Origin of the sequence: Curtobacterium flaccumfaciens (assembly GCF_018598405.1) — a bacterium.
GTDB classification, from domain to species: Bacteria; Actinomycetota; Actinomycetes; order Actinomycetales; family Microbacteriaceae; genus Curtobacterium; species Curtobacterium aurantiacum.
Window position 1 is genome coordinate 54,000 of sequence record NZ_JAHEWS010000010.1, and the last position, 21,524, is coordinate 75,523.

At 72.3% G+C, this 21,524-nt stretch carries 22 protein-coding genes and 1 tRNA gene; 11 read left to right on the top strand and 12 right to left on the bottom strand.

All coding sequences use genetic code 11. The features are described 5' to 3' along the window. Positions 1-19: 19 nt before the first annotated feature. The 3 genes from KK097_RS08275 to KK097_RS08285 are packed head-to-tail and all read left to right on the top strand — an operon-like array spanning position 20 to position 2,639. Positions 20-736 carry a DedA family protein gene (locus KK097_RS08275; RefSeq protein WP_214544318.1) on the top strand — a complete coding sequence of 239 codons (717 nt, stop codon included), beginning with the start codon at positions 20-22 and terminating at the stop codon, positions 734-736. Then, complete coding sequence (locus tag KK097_RS18425) at positions 733-1,980, top strand: sensor histidine kinase (RefSeq protein ID WP_214544319.1); 1,248 nt, start codon at positions 733-735, stop codon at positions 1,978-1,980. The genes KK097_RS08275 and KK097_RS18425 overlap by 4 nt, the downstream gene beginning before the upstream one ends. Beyond that, the gene (locus KK097_RS08285; protein ID WP_214530355.1) at positions 1,977-2,639 is read left to right on the top strand and encodes a response regulator; all 663 of its coding nucleotides are present in this window, start codon (positions 1,977-1,979) and stop codon (positions 2,637-2,639) included. The genes KK097_RS18425 and KK097_RS08285 overlap by 4 nt, the downstream gene beginning before the upstream one ends. A gap of 89 nt (positions 2,640-2,728) precedes the next feature. Here the strand turns inward: KK097_RS08285 and KK097_RS08290 are convergent, their stop codons facing one another. From KK097_RS08290 to KK097_RS08325, 8 genes are all read right to left on the bottom strand, one after another. Beyond that, positions 2,729-3,229 (bottom strand): Dps family protein, encoded by a 501-nt coding sequence (locus KK097_RS08290; RefSeq protein WP_214530356.1) that lies wholly within the window; start codon positions 3,227-3,229, stop codon positions 2,729-2,731. A gap of 121 nt (positions 3,230-3,350) precedes the next feature. Further along, entirely contained in the window at positions 3,351-3,773 is a 423-nt protein-coding gene (locus KK097_RS08295) for an SIP domain-containing protein (protein ID WP_214530357.1), read from the bottom strand. A 29-nt stretch (positions 3,774-3,802) separates the two neighbouring features. Then, the gene (locus tag KK097_RS08300; RefSeq protein ID WP_214530358.1) at positions 3,803-4,450 is read right to left on the bottom strand and encodes a TetR/AcrR family transcriptional regulator; all 648 of its coding nucleotides are present in this window, start codon (positions 4,448-4,450) and stop codon (positions 3,803-3,805) included. After that, positions 4,447-6,543: a CocE/NonD family hydrolase gene (locus KK097_RS08305; RefSeq protein WP_214544320.1), complete on the bottom strand. Its 2,097-nt coding sequence runs from the start codon at positions 6,541-6,543 to the stop codon at positions 4,447-4,449. Before KK097_RS08305 ends, KK097_RS08300 begins: the two co-directional genes overlap by 4 nt. Further along, positions 6,540-8,327, bottom strand: coding sequence for a dipeptide ABC transporter ATP-binding protein (locus tag KK097_RS08310; protein ID WP_214544321.1), 1,788 nt, complete (start codon positions 8,325-8,327; stop codon positions 6,540-6,542). Before KK097_RS08310 ends, KK097_RS08305 begins: the two co-directional genes overlap by 4 nt. Continuing rightward, a complete protein-coding gene (locus KK097_RS08315) occupies positions 8,324-9,208 on the bottom strand; it encodes an ABC transporter permease (protein ID WP_214530361.1) in 885 nt (294 codons plus the stop codon). The genes KK097_RS08310 and KK097_RS08315 overlap by 4 nt, the downstream gene beginning before the upstream one ends. Beyond that, the gene (locus KK097_RS08320; protein WP_214544322.1) at positions 9,205-10,233 is read right to left on the bottom strand and encodes an ABC transporter permease; all 1,029 of its coding nucleotides are present in this window, start codon (positions 10,231-10,233) and stop codon (positions 9,205-9,207) included. Before KK097_RS08320 ends, KK097_RS08315 begins: the two co-directional genes overlap by 4 nt. Continuing rightward, positions 10,230-11,831, bottom strand: coding sequence for an ABC transporter substrate-binding protein (locus KK097_RS08325; RefSeq protein ID WP_214544323.1), 1,602 nt, complete (start codon positions 11,829-11,831; stop codon positions 10,230-10,232). The genes KK097_RS08320 and KK097_RS08325 overlap by 4 nt, the downstream gene beginning before the upstream one ends. Positions 11,832-12,066: 235 nt before the next feature. Between KK097_RS08325 and KK097_RS08330 the strand changes: the two genes are divergently transcribed. Genes KK097_RS08330 through KK097_RS08340 form a run of 3 tightly spaced genes read left to right on the top strand, consistent with a single transcriptional unit; the run spans position 12,067 to position 13,717 of the window. Beyond that, a complete protein-coding gene (locus KK097_RS08330) occupies positions 12,067-12,660 on the top strand; it encodes a molybdopterin-dependent oxidoreductase (RefSeq protein WP_214544324.1) in 594 nt (197 codons plus the stop codon). Beyond that, entirely contained in the window at positions 12,657-13,448 is a 792-nt protein-coding gene (locus tag KK097_RS08335; RefSeq protein ID WP_214544325.1) for a ferredoxin reductase, read from the top strand. The genes KK097_RS08330 and KK097_RS08335 overlap by 4 nt, the downstream gene beginning before the upstream one ends. Continuing rightward, a complete protein-coding gene (locus tag KK097_RS08340; RefSeq protein ID WP_214544326.1) occupies positions 13,448-13,717 on the top strand; it encodes a DUF6510 family protein in 270 nt (89 codons plus the stop codon). Before KK097_RS08335 ends, KK097_RS08340 begins: the two co-directional genes overlap by 1 nt. A 285-nt stretch (positions 13,718-14,002) precedes the next feature. Here the strand turns inward: KK097_RS08340 and KK097_RS08345 are convergent. Further along, positions 14,003-14,074: transfer RNA gene (locus KK097_RS08345), tRNA-Gly, on the bottom strand. A 133-nt stretch (positions 14,075-14,207) separates the two neighbouring features. On the opposite strand from KK097_RS08345, the gene KK097_RS08350 reads away from it, so the two are divergent. Beyond that, positions 14,208-14,414, top strand: coding sequence for a hypothetical protein (locus KK097_RS08350; RefSeq protein WP_027465565.1), 207 nt, complete (start codon positions 14,208-14,210; stop codon positions 14,412-14,414). A 21-nt stretch (positions 14,415-14,435) separates the two neighbouring features. Here KK097_RS08350 and KK097_RS08355 read toward each other — a convergent pair whose 3' ends face one another. Beyond that, positions 14,436-15,815, bottom strand: coding sequence for a hypothetical protein (locus KK097_RS08355; RefSeq protein ID WP_214544327.1), 1,380 nt, complete (start codon positions 15,813-15,815; stop codon positions 14,436-14,438). Between the two features lie 137 nt (positions 15,816-15,952). On the opposite strand from KK097_RS08355, the gene KK097_RS08360 reads away from it, so the two are divergent. Further along, complete coding sequence (locus KK097_RS08360; protein ID WP_214530368.1) at positions 15,953-16,357, top strand: hypothetical protein; 405 nt, start codon at positions 15,953-15,955, stop codon at positions 16,355-16,357. 52 nt (positions 16,358-16,409) lie between these two features. Here KK097_RS08360 and KK097_RS08365 read toward each other — a convergent pair whose 3' ends face one another. Beyond that, positions 16,410-16,700 carry a hypothetical protein gene (locus tag KK097_RS08365; protein ID WP_214530369.1) on the bottom strand — a complete coding sequence of 97 codons (291 nt, stop codon included), beginning with the start codon at positions 16,698-16,700 and terminating at the stop codon, positions 16,410-16,412. Between the two features lie 284 nt (positions 16,701-16,984). Between KK097_RS08365 and KK097_RS08370 the strand changes: the two genes are divergently transcribed. The 3 genes from KK097_RS08370 to KK097_RS08380 all read left to right on the top strand — a co-directional run bounded on the left by KK097_RS08370 (position 16,985) and on the right by KK097_RS08380 (position 20,246). Next, positions 16,985-17,737: an HpcH/HpaI aldolase family protein gene (locus KK097_RS08370; protein WP_214544328.1), complete on the top strand. Its 753-nt coding sequence runs from the start codon at positions 16,985-16,987 to the stop codon at positions 17,735-17,737. A 161-nt stretch (positions 17,738-17,898) separates the two neighbouring features. Then, the gene (locus KK097_RS08375) at positions 17,899-19,554 is read left to right on the top strand and encodes a catalase (RefSeq protein WP_214544329.1); all 1,656 of its coding nucleotides are present in this window, start codon (positions 17,899-17,901) and stop codon (positions 19,552-19,554) included. Positions 19,555-19,784: 230 nt separating this feature from the next. Next, positions 19,785-20,246: a hypothetical protein gene (locus KK097_RS08380; protein WP_307858354.1), complete on the top strand. Its 462-nt coding sequence runs from the start codon at positions 19,785-19,787 to the stop codon at positions 20,244-20,246. Positions 20,247-20,284: 38 nt separating this feature from the next. Here KK097_RS08380 and KK097_RS08385 read toward each other — a convergent pair whose 3' ends face one another. Further along, positions 20,285-21,427 (bottom strand): epoxide hydrolase family protein, encoded by a 1,143-nt coding sequence (locus tag KK097_RS08385; RefSeq protein ID WP_214544330.1) that lies wholly within the window; start codon positions 21,425-21,427, stop codon positions 20,285-20,287. Positions 21,428-21,524 lie beyond the last annotated feature (97 nt).

Below are 21,524 nucleotides of genomic sequence, written 5' to 3' on the forward strand. Positions count from 1 at the left end.
CGGCGGGAGGGAGCACCCCGTGTTCGACCAGATCACCCCGCTCGTCGTCGAGCTGGCCGCGAGTCCGCTCGTCTACGTCGTCCTCTTCGCCCTGTGCCTGGTGGACGGCTTCTTCCCGCCGGTGCCGAGCGAGTCCGCCCTCGTCGCGATCGCCGCCATCGCCGCGACGTCCGGACAACCCGTCCTCGCCATGGTGCTCGTCGCCGCCGCCCTCGGAGCGATCGCCGGCGACTCGATCGCGTACTGGATCGGGCGCCGGATCGGGTTCGCCCGGCTGGCCCGGTCGAAGCGACCACGGATCGCGGCGGCCTTCGCGTTCGCGGAGCGGCAGATGCAGCGCCGCTCCGCCAGCCTCATCCTGACCGGGCGCTTCATCCCGGTCGGCCGGGTCGCGGTCAACATGACCGCCGGCGCGACCGGCCTGCCCTACCGCCGGTTCCTCGCGATCAGTGCGATCGCGGGGCTGGCGTGGTCGGCGGTGTCGATCGGCATCGCCCTGGCCGCGTCGAGCGTGCTGCACGAACCGATCGTCGCGGCCCTGGTGTCGATGGTGGTCGCCGCCGGGCTCGGGATCGCGGTCGACCGGGTGCTCGGTACCATCAGCCGCAGGCGCGAAGCCCGTGAAGCCCGCGCTGCAGCCGCAGCCACAGCCGGGGCCGCAGCCACACACGCCCACGCCCTCGCCCCCACCCCCGAACCCTGCCTCGCCCGAACCGGAGAGACCGCCCGCCCGTGACCGTCGTCCCGAAGCCCCGACCCACCTGGGTCCGGCCTGCCGTGCAGATCGGCTTCGTCGTCGTCGCGGTGTCCCTGTTCGCCGTCGCCGCACCCGTGACCGCGGTGTTCTACGGCGTCCCCGTGCCGCTCGCGATGCTCGCGACCGCCGTGCTGTCGGCGAGCATCGGGCTCGCACCGCTCGTCCCCCGCACGGCGTCGGTCGCGCACCTCGTCGCCCTCGCCGGCCTCGGCATCCTGACGGCACCCGGCACCGTCGGGCCCTGGCCGGTCTCGGTCACGAGCATCATCGGCCTGAGCGTGCTGCTCGTGGTCTTGGGCGTCCGCACCACCTGGCGGCTCACCGCGGTGGTCTGGGTCGCGGCGACGCTGCTCACCCTGCTGCTCATCGGCGTGACCCCCGACCGGTGGGGGCAGGTCGACGTCTGGGCGACGAGCTTCGTGGTGAGCGCCGGCGACACCCTCGTCGTGGCCGCCGCTGCGGTCGTGATCGGGCAGCGCCGGAGCGTGCGCGAGGAGCTCGCCGCCGCCCGCCGCGACACCGAGCTCGAGCAGGCCCGACGCCGGACGGTCGAGGAGCGCTCCCGGATCGCCCGTGAGCTCCACGACGTCGTCGCCCACAGCATGTCCGTCGTGCACATGCAGGCCGAGTCCGCCCCGTACCGCGTCTCGGACCTGCCGCCGGAGGCCCGCACCGAGTTCGCCGCGATCGCCGAGACCTCGCGCACGGCCCTGCGGGAGATGCGGCAGCTGCTCGGCACCCTGCGTGGCGACGCCGACGCCGAGCGCGCACCGCAGCCGCGGCTCGCCGACCTGCACGCGCTCGTGCAGGCCACCCGCGCGGCCGGGATCCCCGTCGAGCTCCGGCTCGACGAGGGGCTCGACCCAGACCTCGACGACGTCGACCGGCTCGCACAGCTCACCGTGTACCGGGTCGTGCAGGAAGCGCTCGGCAACGTGGTCCGGCACGCGCCCGGTGCGACCACCGTCGTGACGGTCGGGAGGCACGGGCCGGCCCTCACGGTCGAGGTCGCGAACACAGCGCCACCGGTCGGCAGCGTGCCCGGTGCGCCGCCGGACGACGGCGGCTTCGGCCTGGCGGGGATGCGCGAGCGCGTCGCCGCGCTCCGCGGCACGATCGACCACGGGCCGGACCCGGACGGCGGCTTCCGCGTCGCCGTGCGCCTGCCCACCCGGCCCGCCGCGACCACGTCGCAGCCGACGGCCGACGGGGCAAGCCGATGACGCGGGTGATGGTGGTCGACGACCAGCAGATGTTCCGTGTCGGACTGCGGGCGATCCTCCAGGCCCAGGACGACGTCGAGGTCGTCGGGGAGGCCGTGAACGGGGCCGAGGCGGTCGTGATGGCGATCCGGCTCCGGCCGGACGTGATCCTGATGGACGTCCGGATGCCGGAGCTCGACGGGATCGAGGCGACCCGGCGGATCACCGCGGCGCCCGCGGAGTCGCCCGTCCGCGTGGTGATGCTCACGACGTTCGACATCGACGACTACGTGTTCGACGCGCTCCGTGCCGGGGCGAGCGGGTTCCTGCTCAAGGACGCGAGCGCCGAGGAGCTCGTGCAGGCCGTGCGGACCGTCGCAGCCGGCGACTCCCTGCTCGCACCGAGGGTGACCCGGCACCTCGTCGAGGCCTTCGTCGCCGGTCCGCAGCCGACGGCCCCGCGGACCGAGGTGCTCGACGTGCTGACCGACCGGGAGCGTGACGTATTCCTGCTGATGGCGCGGGGCCGGTCGAACGGCGAGATCGCGGCGGAGCTGTTCATCGCCGAGCAGACCGTGAAGACCCACGTCGGCCGGGTCCTGGCGAAGCTGCAGCTGCGGGACCGGGTGCACGCCGTCGTGCTCGCCTACGAGAGCGGGCTGGTCACGCCCTCCGGGTGAGGTGCGGGCCCGAGACGTGACCCCAGACGGACGGGAGGCCCGGTGCCAGCTGGCACCGGGCCTCCGTCCGTCTGCGGGGTGGTCGCGACTCAGGCGGCGAGGTGCGCCTGCAGGAACCAGCGGTCCTTCGTCAGCGCGCGCTCGATCTCGATCGCGACGTCCTGGCTGTTGAGGTCGACCTCGTCGAGGCCGTCGACCGCGCGGCGGACCTGCAGCAGGACGGCGTCGATCTGGGCGATCACCTCGGTGATGGTGACGTCGGAGTTCTGGAAGCCCTGCGACAGCGGCGGCAGCGTGGTGTTCGCGGCGACCGTTGCGATGCGGGAGTCGACGGGCAGCCCGAGGGCGACGATGCGCTCCGCGGCGTTGTCCGCGTAGTCCTGCGCGTGCTCGACGATCTCGTCGAGGAGCTCGTGCACGCCGACGAAGTTGCGGCCACGGACGTGCCAGTGCGCCTGCTTGCCGTTGACGACGAGCGCCTCGAGGTCGATGACGACGGGGGCGAGGAACTGGGCGACCCCGGCTGCGAGCTCCGGCGTGGTCGAGAACGGGGACGTGGTGCTGGTGGTGGTGGTGCTCTGCGTGGTCATGGCGTTTCCTCCTCCTTCGTGGCTCCTCCGCGTCCTGGCCCGGTCCGGACCGGCGCGGTGCTGCCGTTGGTCACAACCATGCCCGCTGCTCGTGTATGCCACAAGGAAGAGCAGGCTCCCCTTACCCGCCGTACTCGACCTGGACCTGCTGGCCGGCGTCGGTGAGTTCGAGCTGCACCATCGACCGCGCGCGCTCGATCCAGGGGCTGTCGGCACACCCGATCCAGACCGAGGTGCGGGGTTCGCAGTCCGTCACACACCACTCGGCGGCCCACCCGGTCAGGGCGTGCGCCAGGGCCTCACCGTGGTCGGCGAAGACGAGCGGTGCGACGGCCGAGCTGCGGGCGCTCCGGACCAGCCAGGTCACGGTGACGCGTGGCGGTGCGGGGAGGACGCGGATCTGCTCGTCGAGGGCGATCTCGACGAAGACCTGCCCGTAGGCGTTCTCCGGGAGGTCCTCGAGCTGGCGGTGGATCTCGACGAGGTCCTCGGCACCGCCCGCGATGAGGATGCGTTCGCTGGGCTGTCGCCGGGTCCGTGCCATGTGCCCACGGTAAGGGAAGCCTTACCTCATCACAAGGGGGAACGACCGGTTCCGGCGATGTCCACAGCGGGCACGCCGAGTTCGTGCGACAGGAAGCGCCACATCCACGACAGGGCGACCGTGTTCGTCAGACCCGGGACGCCCTGGGCGATCTGGGTGGCCACGCCGTCGCTGTACGCGGCGAGCTGCAGCGCGACGGTGTCGGGCTCGACCGCGTGGCGGAACACCCCGCTGTGCACCCCGCGCCGGATGACCCGCACCAGGCAGGCCTCCCACACGCGGATCCGTTCCGCGTACTCGGCCGCGACCTCCGGCCGCCGCACCACGGCCGTCCAGTAGTCCGACCAGATCCGCCAGTGCTGCCGGACCTGCTCGGTGTCGCCGAACAGCGGGGCCACGAGCATCCGGAGCCCCGCCAGCACGTCCGGCTCGGCATCGACGGCAGCCACGATCGCGCCGTAGAACCGCTCCGTCTCGAGCACCACGACCTCGTTGAGGATCTCCGCGACGCTGCCGAAGTGGTACGTCACGGTGCCGACGGAGACGCCGGCCTCGGCCGCGATGTCCCGCAGTCCGGTGGCGCCGACGCCGTTCCGGACGATCACCGCGCGGGCCGCCTCGACGATCATCGCGCGTCGGACCTCCGGCCGCTGCCGGACCCGAGCCGCCGCGGTCACGCCGAGGTCCTCGGCACGTCGTCGACGAAGGTCCGCTCGGTGACGAGCACCTCGGGTTCGTCGGGTCCGCCGTCGCGGGCCCAGGCACGCACGGTGTTGACGACGTGGAAGGCCTCGGCGTCGGCGGTGATGTCGGACGCGGTCTCCAGACGAGCGGCCCACTCCGGCTTGGTCAGACCGATCGACCATCGGGACGTGGCCCGCGCGCTCGTCGGGTCGTCGGAACGGATCCGGTACGTCTCGCGGGCGTCCTCGGTGAACACCAGGCCGTCCGGGTAGACCCGCCCGCCGCCGTACCCGGGGTCGACGTCGAGCGTCCACTCCCCCGTCTCGACGTCGTGCGTCACGGTGCGCTGCGGCAGCGGCTCGGCCGGGGCGACGCGCTCGATCACGAGGGGCTCGGACCGCTCGGGCTCGCCGAAGGCCACCCCGTCGTCGGTCGACCGGGTCCAGGTGGGCAGGGTCACGCTCGACCCCGCCGGGTCGATCGTCACCGTGGCCTCGGTGCCGTGCGGCCACACCCACGGCCAGTACGACGACGAGACCGCGATGCGCAGGCGGTGTCCGGCCTCGAACCGGTGGCCCGTCGACACGAGACGCACGGGCAGCTCGGCCGGTGTGCCCGGGACCAGCGGCTCGTCGCGGTCCATGCCGTCGCGCTTCGCCGCGTTGAGCACCCCGCGGGTCACGAGCGTCGACGCCCCGTCCGGCGCGACGTCGCACAGGCGGACGGTCAGCGTGGCGCGGGGCTGGTCGCTCGTGACCGACAACCGGACGAGCACGTTGCCGAGCAGGTCGAACGCCTTGCCGACGGGCAGGTCGAACGTGACCGACCGGCCGTCCTCGGCGCGCTGGTCCGGCGGCAGGTCGGTCGCGTTGCCGAACGGGAAGAACCTGCCGGCGTCCACGCCGGTGTGCTGCGGCGACCGCACGACGACCGGCCCGAGGTCGCCGCCGCGCAGTGCGGCGAGTGGCAGCACGCGCTCGTGGGTCGCGGCGGACGGCCACGCCTCGGCACCGACCCAGCGGCCACGGCGGCCGGCGTAGTACGGCGCGGGGGCTTCGCCCTCGTTGATCCAGGCGCGCAGTGCGGGGTCGTCCTCGACGCCCGTGTCGACCCCGCGCAGCCAGCGGTCCCACCACCGCAGGGTCTCCTGCAGGAACCCGATCGACGGTCCCGGCGCGAGCCCCCGGTCCGGGTACTGGTGCGACCACGGCCCGACGATGCCCTTCACCGGGGCGTCGACGTTGGCCACGAGGCGGAGCACGGCGTCACGGTAGGGGTCCGCCCAGCCGCCGACCGCGAGCACCGCCGCGCGGATGCCGTCGTAGTCCTCGGCGGCACTGCCGTGCCGCCAGTAGTCGTCGCGCTCCTGGTGTGCCAACCAGACCGGCGTCATCGGGCGGTTCGCCTCGAGGCGCTCCCGCCACCGGTCGACCCAGTCCGCACCGACGACCTCGGGCCGGGGCGGGCGGGAGTTGAAGGCGAACATCGTCGCGCCCCACGCGGCCATGTCGATGCCGAGCACCGCGCCGCCGACGTAGTGCACGTCGTTGTCGTACCGGTCGTCCGTCGAGCAGACCGTCACGATCGCCTTGAGCGCAGCGGGTGCCCGGGCCGCGAGCTGCAGTGCGTTGAAGCCGCCCCAGGAGATGCCGAACATGCCGACGGCGCCCGTCGACCAGGGCTGCTCGGCGAGCCAGGCGATCACGGCCTCACCGTCGCGGAGCTCCTGCTCGCTGTACTCGTCGTCGAAGAACCCGTCGGACGAACCGGTGCCGCGGATGTCGACCCGCACCGAGGCGTACCCGTGCTGGGCGTACCAGGGGTGCCGCTCCGAGTCACGCGGCGCCGTCCAGTCGTCGAGCCGGTACGGCAGGTACTCGAGCAGCACCGGCGTCGGACCGATCGGCTCACCCGGCTGCGTCGGCGACTGCGACGGCGCCCAGATCCGGGCGTGCAGCCGGACGCCGTCGGGCATCGGGATCCACTCGTCGCGGACGGTCACGCCCGCCGGCACCGAACCGGGGTCACCGATTGCGGTGAAGGTTGCGGCGGCGGTGCCGTGGTCGGTGCCGTCGTCGGTCGTCATGCGTCCTCCCAGTTGCGGGTGCGGTGTCCGTCGCCGTGGTCCGTCCAGCCGTCGGTGTGCCGCCAGCGCGGCACCCCGTCGCCGACGTCGGGCAGGGTCGTGCTGCCGGGTTCGAGCGTCGCGGCGAGCAGCGTCGAGGTGTACGGGTGGTTCGGGCCGGTGAACACGCGCTCGGTCGGCCCGATCTCGACGATCCGGCCGCCGGTCATCACCGCCACCCGGTCGGCCACGCCCCGCACCACGGCGAGGTCGTGGCTGATGAACAGGCAGGCGAGCCCCCGCTCGCGCTGCAGGTCGGCCAGCAGCGCGAGGATCCCGGCCTGCACCTGCACGTCGAGCGCCGTGGTGATCTCGTCCGCGATGACGAGCGATGGTTTGGCCGCCAGCGCCCGTGCGATCCCGACGCGCTGCCGCTGCCCACCGGACAGCTGCGCGGGCAGTCGGTCGGCGAACTCCGGGCCGAGCCCGACCTGCGTCAGGAGGGCCGCGACGCGTTCTCGGGAGGACGAGCCGCTGAACAGCCGGAGCGGCCGTGCGATCGCGGCTCCGACGGTGCGCCGCGGGTTGAGCGAGGTGTCCGCGTTCTGGAACACGAGCTGCACGGCGCGGCGCAGGTCCGCCGACCGCGCGGCGATCGGCTCGCGCAGGTCGCCGCGGGTCGCGCCGTCGTCGTAGGTGAACGTCCCCGACTCGGCCGGCACCAGGCCGGCCAGCGCCGTGGCGAGCGTCGACTTGCCGCTGCCGGACTCGCCGACGACGGCGAGCGTCTCGTGCGCGGCGATCGTGAACGAGACGCCGTCGACGGCGGCCGGCAGGCCGCGGCCGTACCGGATCACCAGGTCGTCCGCGGTCACCACGGGGCGGGCTGCGCGCTCGGGAGGCACGGTGCGGGTGGCCGTGGAGGCGACCGTCCCGGGGACGGTCGGGTCCAGGACGACGTGATCCGCGCCTCCGATCCGTCGCCCGTCCGGCACCGCGGCCAGCAGGGCACGCGTGTACTCGTGCTGCGGAGCGGCGAAGAGCGCCGCCGTGGCGGCATGCTCGACGACCTCGCCGTCGCGCATCACGGCGATCTCGTCCGCCATGGCGGACACCACCCCGAGGTCGTGGCTGACGAGCAGGACGGCCATGCCGAGCTGTCGGCCGAGGTCGGCGACGAGGTCGAGGACCGCGGCCTGCGTGACGACGTCGAGGGCGGTGGTCGGTTCGTCGAGGACGAGCACCCGCGGCCGGGCGGCGACGGCCATCGCGATGGCGATGCGCTGCTGCTGTCCGCCGGACAGCTGGTGCGGGTACCGGCGGACGATCGCGTCGGGGTCCGGCAGCCGGACCAACCGGACCAGCTCGGCGACGCGTTCGGGGCCGTCGGGCTCGCCGTGGGCGCGGAGGGCCTCGCGGATCTGCTCGCCCACGCGCATCGACGGGGTCAGGGCCTGCCCGGCGTTCTGGGCGACGACCGAGGCGGTACCGCCACGGAGTTCCCGACGGCCGGCCGGTGACAGCGCGAAGACGTCGGCGCCGTCGACCCGGACCGTGCCGTTGTCGATCGACGATCCGGCGCGGAGGTGCGCGAGCAGGGTCCGCGCGACGGTGGACTTGCCGCTGCCGGACTCGCCGACCAGGCCGAGCGTGCGACCGGCCTCGATCGCGAACGAGACACCCCGGACGACAGGGACGCGCCGTTTGCCGGCGGCGTACGAGATGGACAGGTCGTCGACGCGCACGATCGCGTCGGGCGTGGTCGTCGTCGCTGCGGACGTGGTGGCGGTGTCGGTGCGGGTCATGCGCTGACTCCCTGCTTGGCACGGTCGACGCCGAGCGACTTGCTCAGGCCGTCGGCCGCGAGGTTCAGTCCGATCACCAGCGTGGCGAGCGCCACGATCGGGGCGAGCGTGCCGAGCGGCACCACGGTGAGCGCGGTGCGGTTCTCCTGCACCATGAGGCCCCAGTCCGGCGTCGGCGGGTTCGCGCCGAAGCCCAGGAAGGACAGCGACGCGACGAGCAGGACGATCCACGAGGCCCGCATCGCGTACTCGACGAGCACGACGTCGAGCACGTTCGGCAGGATCTCGCGGAACACGATCGACAGCGGCCGCTCGCCCCGGGCGCGGGCGGCGGTGACGTAGTCCTGGGTGATCACGGTGCGGGCGGCACCCCGGACGACCCGGGTCACCGCGGGCGCGTAGACGACCGTGACGGCGAGGACGATGACCCAGAGGCCGGCGTCGAAGACCGTCACGACGACCAGGAGCGCCAGGATCGAGGGCACGCTGAGCAGGGCGTCGACGACGCGCATGACGACCTCGTCGAACCAGTTGTCGGCGTAGGCCGTGACGCAGCCGAGCACGGTGCCGACCGCGACCGCGATCGTGGTCGCGAGGAACGTCACGGACAGGGCGTACCGGCCGCCGTTCAGCGTGCGGGAGAGCACGTCACGCCCGTACTGGTCGGTGCCGAGCCAGTGCGTCCACGTCGGACCGGCGAGCACGTCACCGGCGTTCGTGGCCACCGGGTCGTGCCCGGCGATGACGGGCGCGAGCAGGGCGAGGACGACGTGCACGGCGATGAGGCCGAGGCCGATGCTCAGTGCCGTCGATCCGCGGAGCGGTGCGAGGGCTCCGGCGAGCACGGCGCGTCCCCGGCGGCTGGGTGCGGTGGCGGTCATGCTGCGGCCTTCCTGGTGCTGCGCGTGCTGCGGATGCGCGTGCGGGGTCGTCGCTGACGGGTCCGGAGCTTCGGGTCGAGTGCGAGCGCGACGAGGTCGGCGGCGAGGTTGCACACGACGTAGATCAGTGCGCTCAGCAGCGCGATCGCCTCGATCGTGGGCAGGTCGCGGTTGAACACCGACTCGAGCATGAGCTTGCCCATGCCCGGGTAGTTGAAGACGTTCTCGACCACCACGACGCCGCCGAGCAGCCACGCGACGTTGAGCGCGACGACGTTGAGCGTCGGCAGCAGGGCGCTCGGCACCGCGTGCTTCCAGACCACCCGGCGCATCGTCAGGCCCTTGAGCTCGGCCGTCGTGACGAACTCCGACGCCATCACGTCGATCGTCGAGGAGCGGGCCGTCCGCACGATGTAGGCGGCCATCGCGAGGGTCAGCACGATGATCGGCAGCCAGATGGTGGGCAGCAGCTCGGCGACGGTGGCGTCGCTCCCCCGCAGCACGACGGCGGGGAAGACCGGCAGGCCGATGGCGAACAGCAGGACCAGGACGGTGGCGACCATGAACTCCGGCACGCTCATCACGACGAGGCTGACGATCGAGATGACCTTGTCGGTCGGGTGGCCGCGGCGGACACCGGCGACCACGCCGAGCGTCAGGGACACGGTGACGCCGACGAGCATCGCGGGCACGGCGATGAGCATGCTGTTCCGGAAGGCCGTGAACAGCGTCGGGGCGACCGGTTCGCCGCTGACGAGCGAGGTGCCGAAGTCACCGTGCACCGCTCCGCCGAGCCACTGCAGGTAGCGGAGCCAGACGTTCTGGTCGAGACCGAGGGTCTCGCGCAGCTGCTTGACGGCGTCGGGGGTGGCGTTCTGCCCGAGCAGCTGCTGGGCGACGTCGCCGGGGAGCGCCTGCACCGCGAGGAACACGAAGAGCGAGACGAGCACCACCGTGAGCACGGCGATGCCGACCCGGCGGAGGACGGGGACGAGGACGTCCGACGGTGTGTTCGTGGTCGTCATCGGCGCAGTCCGATCCGCAGGTAGTCGAACTCGAAGCCGTACTCCGAGTAGTTCACGACGTCGCGGGACAGTCCCACGAGCCGGTCGCCGAACATGGGCGTCATGTCTGCGCCGTCCTCGACGACGAGCCGCTGCGCGTCCTGGTACAGGGTCAGGCGCTTGGCGTCGTCCATCTCGGCACGGGCGTCGTCGAGCAGCCCGTCGAAGGTCTCGTTCGACCACGCGCTCTCGTTGTACGACGACCCGGAGCGGAAGATCTGGTTGAGCAGCTGGTCGATCGGCCGTCCGGTGAACCAGTAGCTCACCATGAGCGGCTTCTGCATCCAGATCTGCGTGTAGTACGAGTCGGAGCTCGCGTTGCGGACGGTCAGCCGGATGCCCGCGTCGGCGACGGCGTCCCGGTAGGCCACGGCCATCGGGGTGAACACCGACTCGTAGGACGACGTGTAGATCGCGGCGCGGCAGTCCTCGCGCCCGGCCTGCTTGAGCAGCGCCCGGGCCTTGTCCGGGTCGTACTCGCGGTGGTCGTCCACGAAGGCGGCGAGCTGCGGCGGCACGGGGTTGTCCCACCCGGCCGACCCGGTGCCCTGCAGCGCGGTGTCGACGATCTTCCGTGGGTCGTAGGCGAGCTTCATCGCCTGACGGACCCGTGGGTCGCTGAACTCGTCGCTCGTGGCGAGCATCGGGATCGTGTACCACTGGGCGTTCTTCGAGCGGGCGACGGTGGCGCGGTCGGAGGCCGACACCACCCGGGCCGTCGCGAAGTCGAGGTTCGTCTGCGAGATGAGGTCGATCTGCCCGGCGAGCAGGGCGTTCACCCGCGCGGTGGTGTCCTGGATCGAGTAGAAGTCGATGCCGTCGAGCGCGGGGCGTCCGGCGAAGTGGTCGGGGAAGGCCTCGACGCTCCCGGTGCCCGCCGGGGTGAACGACGACAGCCGGAACGGCCCCGTCCCGATCCCGGTGCGGCCGATGTCCGCGATGGCGTCCGCCGGCACGATGTAGCACTGGTACGCGGTGAGCAGCGACGGGAACTCGGCGTTCGGCTTCGTCAGCGAGAAGCGGAGCGTGTACGGGTCGACCGCCCGCATCGAGCTCGCGTCCATGACCTCGCCGAGCACCCCGGCCTGCGGGCTGCCGGTCTTCTCGTCGAGGATGTGCCGGATGCTCGCGATGGCGTCGTCGGCGGTGAACCGGGAGCCGTCGTGGAAGACCACACCTCGACGGAGCGAGAAGGTCCACTCGGTGCCGTCGGCGTTCGCGGACCAGTCCTCGGCCAGGTCCGGCACCGGGGTGCCCTGCTGGTCGAGCTTGACGAGCCGGTTGTAGAGCGCGCCGAGGTACTCGTAGGCCGACAGTGAGCTGGCGGAGTCGAGGGTCTCGGCGGCCGACGCCGCGGGTCGGGCGATGCGGAGGCGTCCGCCACGACGGGCGACGCCGGTGGCCGCGGCCTCGGGGATGGTGGGGGTGCCTGCGGAGGATCCGGAGCTGCACCCGGCCAGCGTGAGCAGGCCGAGACCGGCGAGACCGGCGGCACCGGTGATGAGCGCGCGACGGCTCGGACCGTGCGTGTTCCGGGGTTCGGGGACGATGGGCTGCATTCGGGGTGACCCCTCCTGTAATCGTTCCGGTGAACGATAGAGGTCCGGAGCCGATCCCCCAAGCCCGACCCCCGCGCCCGGATCGGCACCGAGAGCGACGGAATCCCCGACCCCGTGCCGATCCGTCGCCGCGCACGAGGGTTCCGTCCCCGGGTGGAACGTTTACCAACCCGTTACACGACACCACCCGGTACACGGCATGATCGGGAACGCACCGACGTCCACGAGGAGGACCATGGCCACGTTCACCCGCGGGTTCGGCGGCCGCCGCGACGACCGCGACGACACCCGCATCCCGCCCGGCCAGACCCTGGTCCGCGACTGGCCCGTGCTGTCCGCCGGGGCGACGCCGGACATCGAGCCGACGGACTGGGCCTTCTCGATCCGCACCGAGTCCGGCCTGCACCAGTGGACCTGGGACGAGGTGCACGCGCTCGGCGTCGAGGACGTCACGGTCGACATCCACTGCGTGACGCACTGGACCAAGCTCGACATGCCGTGGCGGGGCGTCCCGCTCGACCGCCTGTTCGAGGACGTCGAGACCTCGCTCGACTACTGCATGGTGCACAGCTACGGCGGGTACACGACGAACGTCCCGCTCGACGAGCTGCTCGACGGCAAGTCCTGGATAGCCTTCGAAGCGGACGGTGAGCCCCTCACGCCCGAGCACGGCGGACCGGCCCGCCTCCTGGTCCCCCACCTCTACTTCTGGAAGAGCGCCAAGTGGGTGCGCGGCATCGTCATGCAGTCCGACGACGAGCCCGGCTTCTGGGAGAACGCGGGCTACAGCCTGCACGGCGACCCGTGGAAGGAAGAGCGGTACTGGTGACGCTCCCCGACACCGGCCTGGAGGCACGGATCACCCCCGTCGTTCGTCCCGCTCCGCGCCGGCGGCCGGCCTGGCACCCCGCGACCGTCGCCTCCGTCGGCCGCGAGACGACGAACGCGCGCCGGATCGTCCTCGACGTCCCGACCTGGCCGGGCAACGACCCCGGGCAGCACCTGGACCTGCGGCTGACCGCCGAGGACGGCTACCAAGCGCAGCGCTCGTACTCCATCGCGTCGGCCGGCGACGCGACCGACGTCGTGCTCGCCGTCGACCGGGTGGACGGCGGCGAGGTCTCCCCGTTCCTCGTCGACGCCGTCGAGGTCGGTGACGCGCTCGAGGTCCACGGGCCCCTCGGCGGCTGGTTCGTCTGGCGGCCGGGCGAGTCCGACCGCCCCGTGCAGCTCATCGCCGGCGGTTCCGGCATCGTGCCGCTCGTCGCGATGGTGACCGCCCACGCCGAGGCGGACGACCCGGCGCCCTTCCGGCTCCTCGCGGCCGTCCGCACGCCGGACGACGTGTTCTTCCGTGCGGAACTCGACCAGGCGCTCGCGAGCCGGGCACCGCTCGAGGTGACCCACGTGTACAGCCGCACCGCGCCTCCAGGGTCCACCGTGCCCGCAGGACGGCTGACGCGGGACGCGCTCGCTGCCGCGGTGTTCCCGCCGGACGCGGGCGCCCTGGTCTACGTGTGCGGGTCGACGCCGTTCGTCGAGCAGGTGCTGCGCTGGCTCACCGAGCTCGGACACGACACGAGTGACGTGCGCGCCGAACGGTTCGGGGGCAACTGATGGTCGTCGTGGACGGCAACGCGCTGGCGGGGACGCTGGCCGACAGTCTGGGACCCGAGCCGACCGTGGTCGCCCTGCGCTGCGCCGGGTGCGGTTCGCTCGGGGTGCTCGGGCAGACCACCGTCTACCGCACCGCGATGGGGTCGGTGGCGCGCTGCCGCGGGTGCGACACGGTGCTCGTCACGGTCGTCGAGTCCGGAGCCCTGCGCTGGGTCGGGCTGCCGGGAGCACGCGCGATGGCGACCTCGATACCGGACGGAATCAATTAGCACAAGGCTCGATCGGCGGGTCGTTCGACATTCTTGCGGGTTCCCGCATCGTCGAATCCGAGGCCCACCCGAACCGGGGACGGCTCCGGATACATCCTCGGAACTGCGCCGGGCCACCCACCCGGCGCTTACCAGTGGGGGCACGGTCGCCCTCGCGCCGGTGGGCGCGGGAACCCGAACCCTGCGCCCGCCGGGTCCCCGAACGACGAAACCCCCGTCGCTCTGGTGAGCGATCGGGGGTTCCGGTGGTGCTTCGTTCGTGTGTGCTCGGTCGTGATCGACCCGAGCGGATGACGAGATTCGAACTCGCGACCCTCACCTTGGCAAGGTGATGCGCTACCACTGCGCCACATCCGCATTCCACACGCCGTGCTGGCCGTGCGGACATGACTCTACCTGATCACGGACGTCCGGACCGGTTCCGCGCTGGTTCCGGGCGTGTCCGGCGCGGCGCGGGCCGTCCGCCAGGCGGACGGAGTTCGATCAGTCCATGAGCTACGTGCACGACAATCCCGGCGGGACCGAGGCCCACGGCGTCGACCTGGTCGACGGCGACGCCCCCGCGATCCGGATCCTGGTGCACGGCGACCTGCCGACCACCATCGAGCACGAGGGCCGCACCTGGCTCGCGACGGGCGACGCACACGACGCGGGCGACGACGACACCCCGCCGATCGCGATCTACCGCCCGGTCTGAACCGGCCCCGGGGCGACCCGGTCAGTGTCCGCGGACGTCACCCGTCAGGATCGCGTGCTCGACGCCCGCCGACAGCTCGTCGTGCAGGGCGTCCGCGAAGAACTCCCCCGCACCCAGGCTGATGAGGTGCGCGACCGCGGCCTCCGCGGCCGGGAACCCGGGCTCCCACTCGTCGTGCAGGAACGCGCGGACGTGTCCGGACTCGTGCACGACGACCACGCCGATGTGCTCGTGCCGGGTGCCGTCCTCGAGCACGGCGTCGAAGACGATGGGCTCGGTGTCCTCGCCGAGTTCCTCGAGCAGGACGGTGCCGGTGCCCGGCCACTCCGTCCGGTACGGCGGCAGGTCGGGTGCGTGCAGGTGCCCGGCGAGCTCGTCCGACGCCGACTCGATGTGTCCGGTGGACAGGTACTCGTCGACGACGTCGTGGATGCGGGCGTGCAGGTCCGGCTCGTACTGCCACCAGCGCTGGTGCACGGTGCGGAGCCACTCCTGGGTCGCCGCGTCGGCCGAGGCCGAGATCCCCACGAGCTGCGGGGCGGTCCCCGGCGAGCCGACGACCTCGAGCTGTTCGTCGTGCGTCTCGACCGTGATCGACCCGGTCGTCTCGTCCGGGTGCACGCCGTGGACGTCCTCGGGCGCCGCGGCCCAGATGCTGGCGGGGAGCTTCGGCGGCAGGTCGAACGGCACCGCGATCGCGGGCTGCGTCATCGCGTGGTCGATCGCGTCGCCGAGGTGCACCTCGTCCGAGCGCGACCCCATCACGATGCCACCGGCCGGCGGCACGAGGGACAGGCGTTCCAGGTCGTCGGGTGCAGCGTTCATCGAGGTGACGACCGCGGTGTCGGCCCACTGCACGAAGCCACCGGCTGACCGGTCGTCCTCGCCGAACGGCACGTCCCACACCGTCGGGTCGGCGAGGACCCACGATGCGGTGCGCCCGGCCGGTCCGTGGCGGACGGCATCGACGAGCGCCGGCACCAGGCCGGGCAGCCCCCGGTACGCCGGACGGACCGTGAGCCGGTCGACCGCGAGCAGGTCGGGCTTGCCGAGCATCTCGGCGGCGTGGGACTGCAACGAGAAGAACGTCTCCCCCGTCGCGTCCTGCGCGGCGACGGCGGACGCGAAGGACCCGGCGACGTCGGACACCTGGTACCCGAGCACCAGGGCCTCGAGCGACTCGGGCGCACGGCTCGTGAACGCCGTGACCTCGGCCACGGAGACCGCTTCGGTCTCGTCGTCGGTGATGGGGACGCGCACGTCGATCACCCACCGGTCGACGTCCTGCCCGGGGTAGGCGTCCCCGTCCTCGTCCGAGATGGTGATGTGGACGAGGCGCAGGGAACCGTCCCAGGCGTCGTGGACGTGCTGGGCGATGGCGGCATCGGAGTCGTCGGTCACGGACGCAACGGTACCGGTGCGCGCACCGGGACACCGCGCCACCGGGAGGCGCAGTACCCCCGGACGTGCTGGACTGTCCCTGACGGGGTTCCCCACGCCGGGCGGCGTGTCGCCCAGCTCATCGAGAGGACGTTGACGTGGACACGGACGCAGGGCGCGTTGCGGTGGTCGGCGGCGTGGTCGCGGCGATCGCGTTCGGCACGTCCCTGGCGCTCTACGGCTTCGGCCCGTTCGGGAACCTCCTGCTGGCGGCGTTCGCTGGCGCCCTCCTGGCGCTCATCGCCTTCATCGCCGCGCTCGTCGCCGGGGTGCTCACCCTCGCCGGTCTGCGGTGGGGACGACGGCCCGCCCGGTGGTGGGCCTCCCTGCTCGGAGCCGCGGGAGCCGGGGCGGTGACGGCGGTGCTCGCCGACGCAGCAGCCCTGGTCGACCCGTGGCTGATCAGCCTCATCGCGACGCTGGTGATCGGCGTGCCGAACTGGTTCGTCGTGGCCCGCCGTGCACGCCGTCAGCCGTCCGGAGCCAGCCCGTCAGGACGCTGAGGAACTGAGCACGAACAGCGCGCCGGTGCGCCTTCCGGCGGACGATCGCCGCTCAGATCAGGGCGCGGGCGGCGAGCACGACGGCCGCTCCCCCGACGGTCAGTGCCGCGAGCACCGACAGCACCACCGCGACGGTGTCCCGACGGGCCGGGGCACTCGAGCGGACGGCACCGGCGACGAGCTGCTGAGCCGCCGCCAGGGACGCTGCGCTCCCGAGCGGCCGGTCGTCCTGGTCGAACGCCAGGAACCGCTCACGGACGTGCAGCACGAGCCCGACGCAGGACCCGTGGTCGCGCGCCACCCACGACTTCGGCCCCTGCTGCTCCCAGCGGACGGCGAGCATCAGGGGCCCGTGACCGGGACGCCGACCACCCGGACCGTCCTGAACCGGCTGACGTCACCTTCGTCACGCATGTCCGCCCGACCTTCCTGCAGGTCTCGACTGGTGCTGTGGTGCTGGCTGGTGCTGGCGGCCCGTGACCGCCCGTGCAGTGCGTCCTCGGCACAGGACTACACCCGAAGGTGAGCACTTGTCCATGTCCGATGCATGCGCATGAGGACGGTAGCGTGACCCGCCGGACGCCGAACCATCGGCGCTCGCGATCGCAGACCAGACGGAGGACCACGGTGCCAGCACTCGGAGACGGCCCCGCCGACGGTGTGTGGTGCACCCTCGGCGAATGCCGCACCACCGCGCAGATTGCGCAGAACGGGTTCGCCTGGCTCGGCCTCGACGCCCAGCACGGCGCCTTCGGCGACGCCACGCTCCTGGCGACGATGCCGGCCCTCGCCGCGGTCGCACCGCAGGTCCCCGTCGCCATCCGGGTCGCCGAGGGCTCGGACGCCGCGATCGGCAGGGCGCTCGACCTCGGCGCCGACATCGTGATCGTCCCGATGATCGAGACCGTCGAGCAGGCCGAGCACGCCGTCCGCGCCGCGCACTACCCACCGCGGGGTCGACGGAGCTGGGGGCCGATGGCGGGACTCTGGGGCGGCGCGGCACCGTCCGCCGCCGCTGCCGACCCCGAGGTGTGGGTGATGCTCGAGACACTCGAGGGGCTCCGTGCCGCCGAGCAGATCCTGGCGGTCCCGGGCGTCTCGGCGGTGTTCGTCGGTCCCTTCGACCTGTCGATCGGGCTCGGCATGGAACTGCCCGAGCTGCTCGAGGCCGACCGCGCCACGGACCCCCTCCCCGCGATCGTCGCCGCAGCCCGCCGCGCCGGCAAACACACCGGTGCCTTCGCCGGCGACCTGGCCCGCGCCGAACGGCTCCGCGCACTCGGGTTCGACCGCGTCGCCGTCGTCACCGACGGGACCCTGCTCGCCCACGGTGCGGCCGCGGTGCTCGGTGCCGCAGCCACGGGTCGCACCTCGTACTGACCGGTCGTCAGCGGCGAAGTACTGACGGGCCGTCAGCGGCGATCGCACCGGCGAGCGGTCGACGTCCGCGTCCTCGACGCCGCTGAGAGGGCGTGCCCGCGCCCCGGTCCAGACTCGGTCGGGAACCCCAGCCGACCGCGACCGCAGAGAGGACGAGACACATGACCGACGTCTCCAGCCAACCGCCCGCCGAGGGCGACGACCGCCGCATCCTGACGAACCGCCAGGGCCACCCCGTCTACGACAACCAGAACCAGCGCACCGTCGGGGCGCGTGGCCCGGCGACGCTCGAGAACTACCAGTTCCTCGAGAAGATCAGCCACTTCGACCGCGAGCGCATCCCGGAACGGGTCGTGCACGCCCGCGGTGCCGTCGCCTTCGGGTACTTCGAGGCCACCGGCACGTGGGGTGACGAGCCCATCGCGCAGTACACCCGCGCGAAGCTGTTCCAGGAGCCTGGCAAGCGCACCGACCTGGCGATCCGGTTCTCCACCGTGATCGGCGGCCGTGATTCCTCGGAGGCTGCCCGCGACCCGCGCGGCTTCGCCGTGAAGTTCTACACCGAGGACGGCAACTGGGACCTCGTCGGCAACAACCTCGGCGTCTTCTTCATCCGCGACGCCATCAAGTTCCCCGACGTCATCCACTCCCTCAAGCCCGACCCCGTGACCTTCCGACAGGAACCGGCGCGCATCTTCGACTTCATGTCGCAGACCCCCGAGTCGATGCACATGCTGATGAACCTCTTCAGCCCTCGCGGGATCCCGGCGAACTACCGGACACAGCAGGGCTTCGGCGTGAACACCTACAAGTGGGTGAACGCCGACGGGGACACCAAGCTCGTCAAGTACCACTGGATCCCGTCGGTGGGCGTGTCCTCGATGACGGAGGCCGACGCCGCCGCGGTGCAGGCCGGTGACCTCGGGCACGCGTCGAAGGACCTGTACGAGGCGATCGAGCGCGGCGAGTACCCCGAGTGGGAGCTCCGCGTGCAGCTCATGGACGACCACGACCACCCGGAGCTCGACTTCGACCCGCTCGACGACACGAAGGTCTGGCCGGAGAACGAGTTCCCGCCGAAGCCCGTCGGCAAGATGGTCCTGAACCGCAACGTCACGAACCACTTCGCCGAGAACGAGCAGCTCTCGTTCGGCACCGGCGTGCTCGTCGACGGACTGGACTTCTCCGACGACAAGATGCTCGTCGGCCGCACGTTCTCGTACTCGGACACGCAGCGGTACCGCGTCGGGCCGAACTACCTGCAGCTGCCGGTGAACGCCCCGAAGAACGGCAACGTCGCGACGAACCAGCGCGACGGGCAGATGGCGTACCACCAGGACCACGGCGGCGAGAACCCGCACGTCAACTACGAGCCGTCGATCACCGGCGGCCTGCGCGAGGCGGAGTACCCCACCCACGACGACCAGGGGCCGGAGATCGTCGGACGCCTCACCCGCAAGCGCATCCCCCGGACGAACGACTACACGCAAGCGGGTCAGCGGTACCTGCTGCTGGAGGACTGGGAGCGCGACGACCTGGTCGCGAACTTCGTCGACCTCATCTCGCAGGCCGCCCGCCCCGTGCAGGAGCGCATGCTCTGGCACTTCTACATGGTCGAGGACGACCTGGGTCGTCGCGTCGGCGAGGGCCTCGGCATCACCCTCGACGAGGTCAAGGACCTGCCTCCGCTGCAGTCCCAGACACTCAGTGACGACGAACTCGCCCGCCTGGCGAACCTCGGGAACAACGGTCCCCGCGACGTCGAGGGGCTGATGATGACGCACTGTGTCCCCGACGAGCGCGCCGTGCGCGTCTGAGACGCGACCCCGTGACGGACGGGAGGCCCGGTGCCAGCTGGCACCGGGCCTCCCGTCCGTCTCCTCCGCACACCCGAGCGCCGGGCACGACGCGTGGATCAGGCCGGCTCGGGCGCGTCGAGGTCGCGCACGTCGAGCACGAAGCGGTAGCGCACGTCTCCGCGCGCGAGGCGCGCGAGTGCCGTGTCGGCCTGGGTTGCGGGCAGGACCTCGACGTCGGCGACGATGCCGTGCTCGCCGCAGAAGTCGAGCAGGTCCTGCGTCCAGCGGTGGCCGCCGCTGCCTGCCGACGCGAGGCGCTTGCGCCCGATCGGGGACCGGTGCCGTTCGACGCCGCCGACCTGCCCGGGTACGCGGCACGGCTGTACGACGGCGACCTGGCCGATCCGGCGCTCGTCCGCCTGCTCATGTGGAAGCGTCTCGAGCAGGACGGAGCGGGGTACCTGTACCCGGGGTTCGAAGAGCACGACGAGCAGCACCTCCGCGACATAGCAGCGGAGCAGGGCGCAGGACGGGTGCGCGACGACCTCGAGCCCGCGGACGTCTGGGCGCTGCTCGTCGCCAGCGCGGCGACCTGGGCCCAGGGGTCCATCACCGTGGTCGCGACGGCGGAGGACTCCCCCGTCGAGCACGACCGTCGGCGGCACGCGCTCGTGCGGTACGTCGAGGGCGCGCTGCGGCCACCCGGCTGAGCAGGGGCGATCTGATGCGTCGGAGTCGATCCGGACCGTCAGAGCTCGGTCGGCGCGTCCGCGTCGATCACGACGGCGAAGGCGGCGATCTCGTCGGCGACCGTGCCGGGTGCCTGCCACGCGGTGAAGTGCCCGCCGCGGTCGAGGTCGTGCCAGCTCCGGATGTCCCGGTACGTCCGTGCGCCGTACGACCGGGGCAGCCCGCGTTCACCGGTCTGCACGGCGACCGCGACCGGCACGTCGACGACCGGGAGCTCCGGTTGCCGGGGATGGTCGAGGTACGGGCGGAACGACGAGCCGATGCTCCGCGTGAACCAGTAGAGCGACACCGTGCGCAGGAGCTCGTCGTCGGTCCACCACGACCCTTCGCCCGTCCAGGCCAGCAGCTTCTCGGTGATCCACGCGGCCAGCCCGAGCGGCGAGTCCGTGAGGGCCGCCGCCAGGATCTCGGGGCGGGTCGCCTGCACCTTCGCGTAGCCGAGGCCACGCGCCCACTCGGCGTCGTGCTGACGGAGCCAAGCGGCCTCCTCGTCCGTGAGGTCCTGCGCGCGGGAGGGCGGCGGGAACGCGGCGTGCGTGGCGAACAACCCGAGGGTCGACTCCGGGTGCAGCGCCGCGAGCCAGTCGCTCGTCGTCGAGCCGACGTCCTCGCCGTACGTCAGGAAACGGTCGTAGCCGAGGGCCTCGGTCATGAGCCCGTGCATCAACTCGGCGACCACGGGCCCCGTGAACGGACGGTCAGCCAGCGGTGCCGAGGCGCCGAAACCGGGCAGTGACGGGACGACGACGTCGAACCCCGCGGTCCGGCCTTCGGCGAGGTCGACCGTGCGTCCGGCGAGCTCACGGGCGAACGGGAGCATCTCGACGAAGGAGTACGGCCACCCGTGGATCGCGATGACGGGGATGCGCACCGTCGGACTCCCCGTCGCGGTCAGCCGGGCGAAGTGCAGTCGTTGGCCGTCGACCTCGGCCTGGAACTGCGGCACCGCGCCGAGCTCGTCCTCGACGCGGCGCCAGTCGAACGCGGACCGCCAGTGGTCGAGCAGGCCGTCCAGCCGTTCCATCGACAGCGCGCTGCCGGCGGCCGCGTCGCCGATGGGTTCGGGGACGCGCGCCCGCCGCAGACGGGACCGCAGGTCGGCGAGGTCGTCGTCGGACACCTGGAGGCGGATCGAACGCATGCGTCGGACGCTAGCGGTGTCGACCGACACTGCCGGGAACGCCACCAGAACGCGGGTGCTGCCCGTCGGTTGTTCGCCCCTACGCTGGGCTGCGGCC

What these genes read in the sequence shown, in the direction of transcription:
- KK097_RS08350 (WP_027465565.1), top strand. Translation starts at nt 14,208, where the DNA reads ATGAGCTACGTGCACGACAATCCCGGCGGGACCGAGGCCCACGGCGTC.
- KK097_RS08305 (WP_214544320.1), bottom strand. Translation starts at nt 6,543, where the DNA reads ATGACGACCGACGACGGCACCGACCACGGCACCGCCGCCGCAACCTTC.
- KK097_RS08285 (WP_214530355.1), top strand. Translation starts at nt 1,977, where the DNA reads ATGACGCGGGTGATGGTGGTCGACGACCAGCAGATGTTCCGTGTCGGA.
- KK097_RS08330 (WP_214544324.1), top strand. Translation starts at nt 12,067, where the DNA reads ATGGCCACGTTCACCCGCGGGTTCGGCGGCCGCCGCGACGACCGCGAC.
- KK097_RS08325 (WP_214544323.1), bottom strand. Translation starts at nt 11,831, where the DNA reads ATGCAGCCCATCGTCCCCGAACCCCGGAACACGCACGGTCCGAGCCGT.
- KK097_RS08295 (WP_214530357.1), bottom strand. Translation starts at nt 3,773, where the DNA reads ATGGCACGGACCCGGCGACAGCCCAGCGAACGCATCCTCATCGCGGGC.
- KK097_RS08365 (WP_214530369.1), bottom strand. Translation starts at nt 16,700, where the DNA reads ATGCTCGCCGTCCGCTGGGAGCAGCAGGGGCCGAAGTCGTGGGTGGCG.
- KK097_RS08310 (WP_214544321.1), bottom strand. Translation starts at nt 8,327, where the DNA reads ATGACCCGCACCGACACCGCCACCACGTCCGCAGCGACGACGACCACG.
- KK097_RS08385 (WP_214544330.1), bottom strand. Translation starts at nt 21,427, where the DNA reads ATGCGTTCGATCCGCCTCCAGGTGTCCGACGACGACCTCGCCGACCTG.
- KK097_RS08320 (WP_214544322.1), bottom strand. Translation starts at nt 10,233, where the DNA reads ATGACGACCACGAACACACCGTCGGACGTCCTCGTCCCCGTCCTCCGC.
- KK097_RS08315 (WP_214530361.1), bottom strand. Translation starts at nt 9,208, where the DNA reads ATGACCGCCACCGCACCCAGCCGCCGGGGACGCGCCGTGCTCGCCGGA.
- KK097_RS08375 (WP_214544329.1), top strand. Translation starts at nt 17,899, where the DNA reads ATGACCGACGTCTCCAGCCAACCGCCCGCCGAGGGCGACGACCGCCGC.
- KK097_RS08340 (WP_214544326.1), top strand. Translation starts at nt 13,448, where the DNA reads ATGGTCGTCGTGGACGGCAACGCGCTGGCGGGGACGCTGGCCGACAGT.
- KK097_RS08290 (WP_214530356.1), bottom strand. Translation starts at nt 3,229, where the DNA reads ATGACCACGCAGAGCACCACCACCACCAGCACCACGTCCCCGTTCTCG.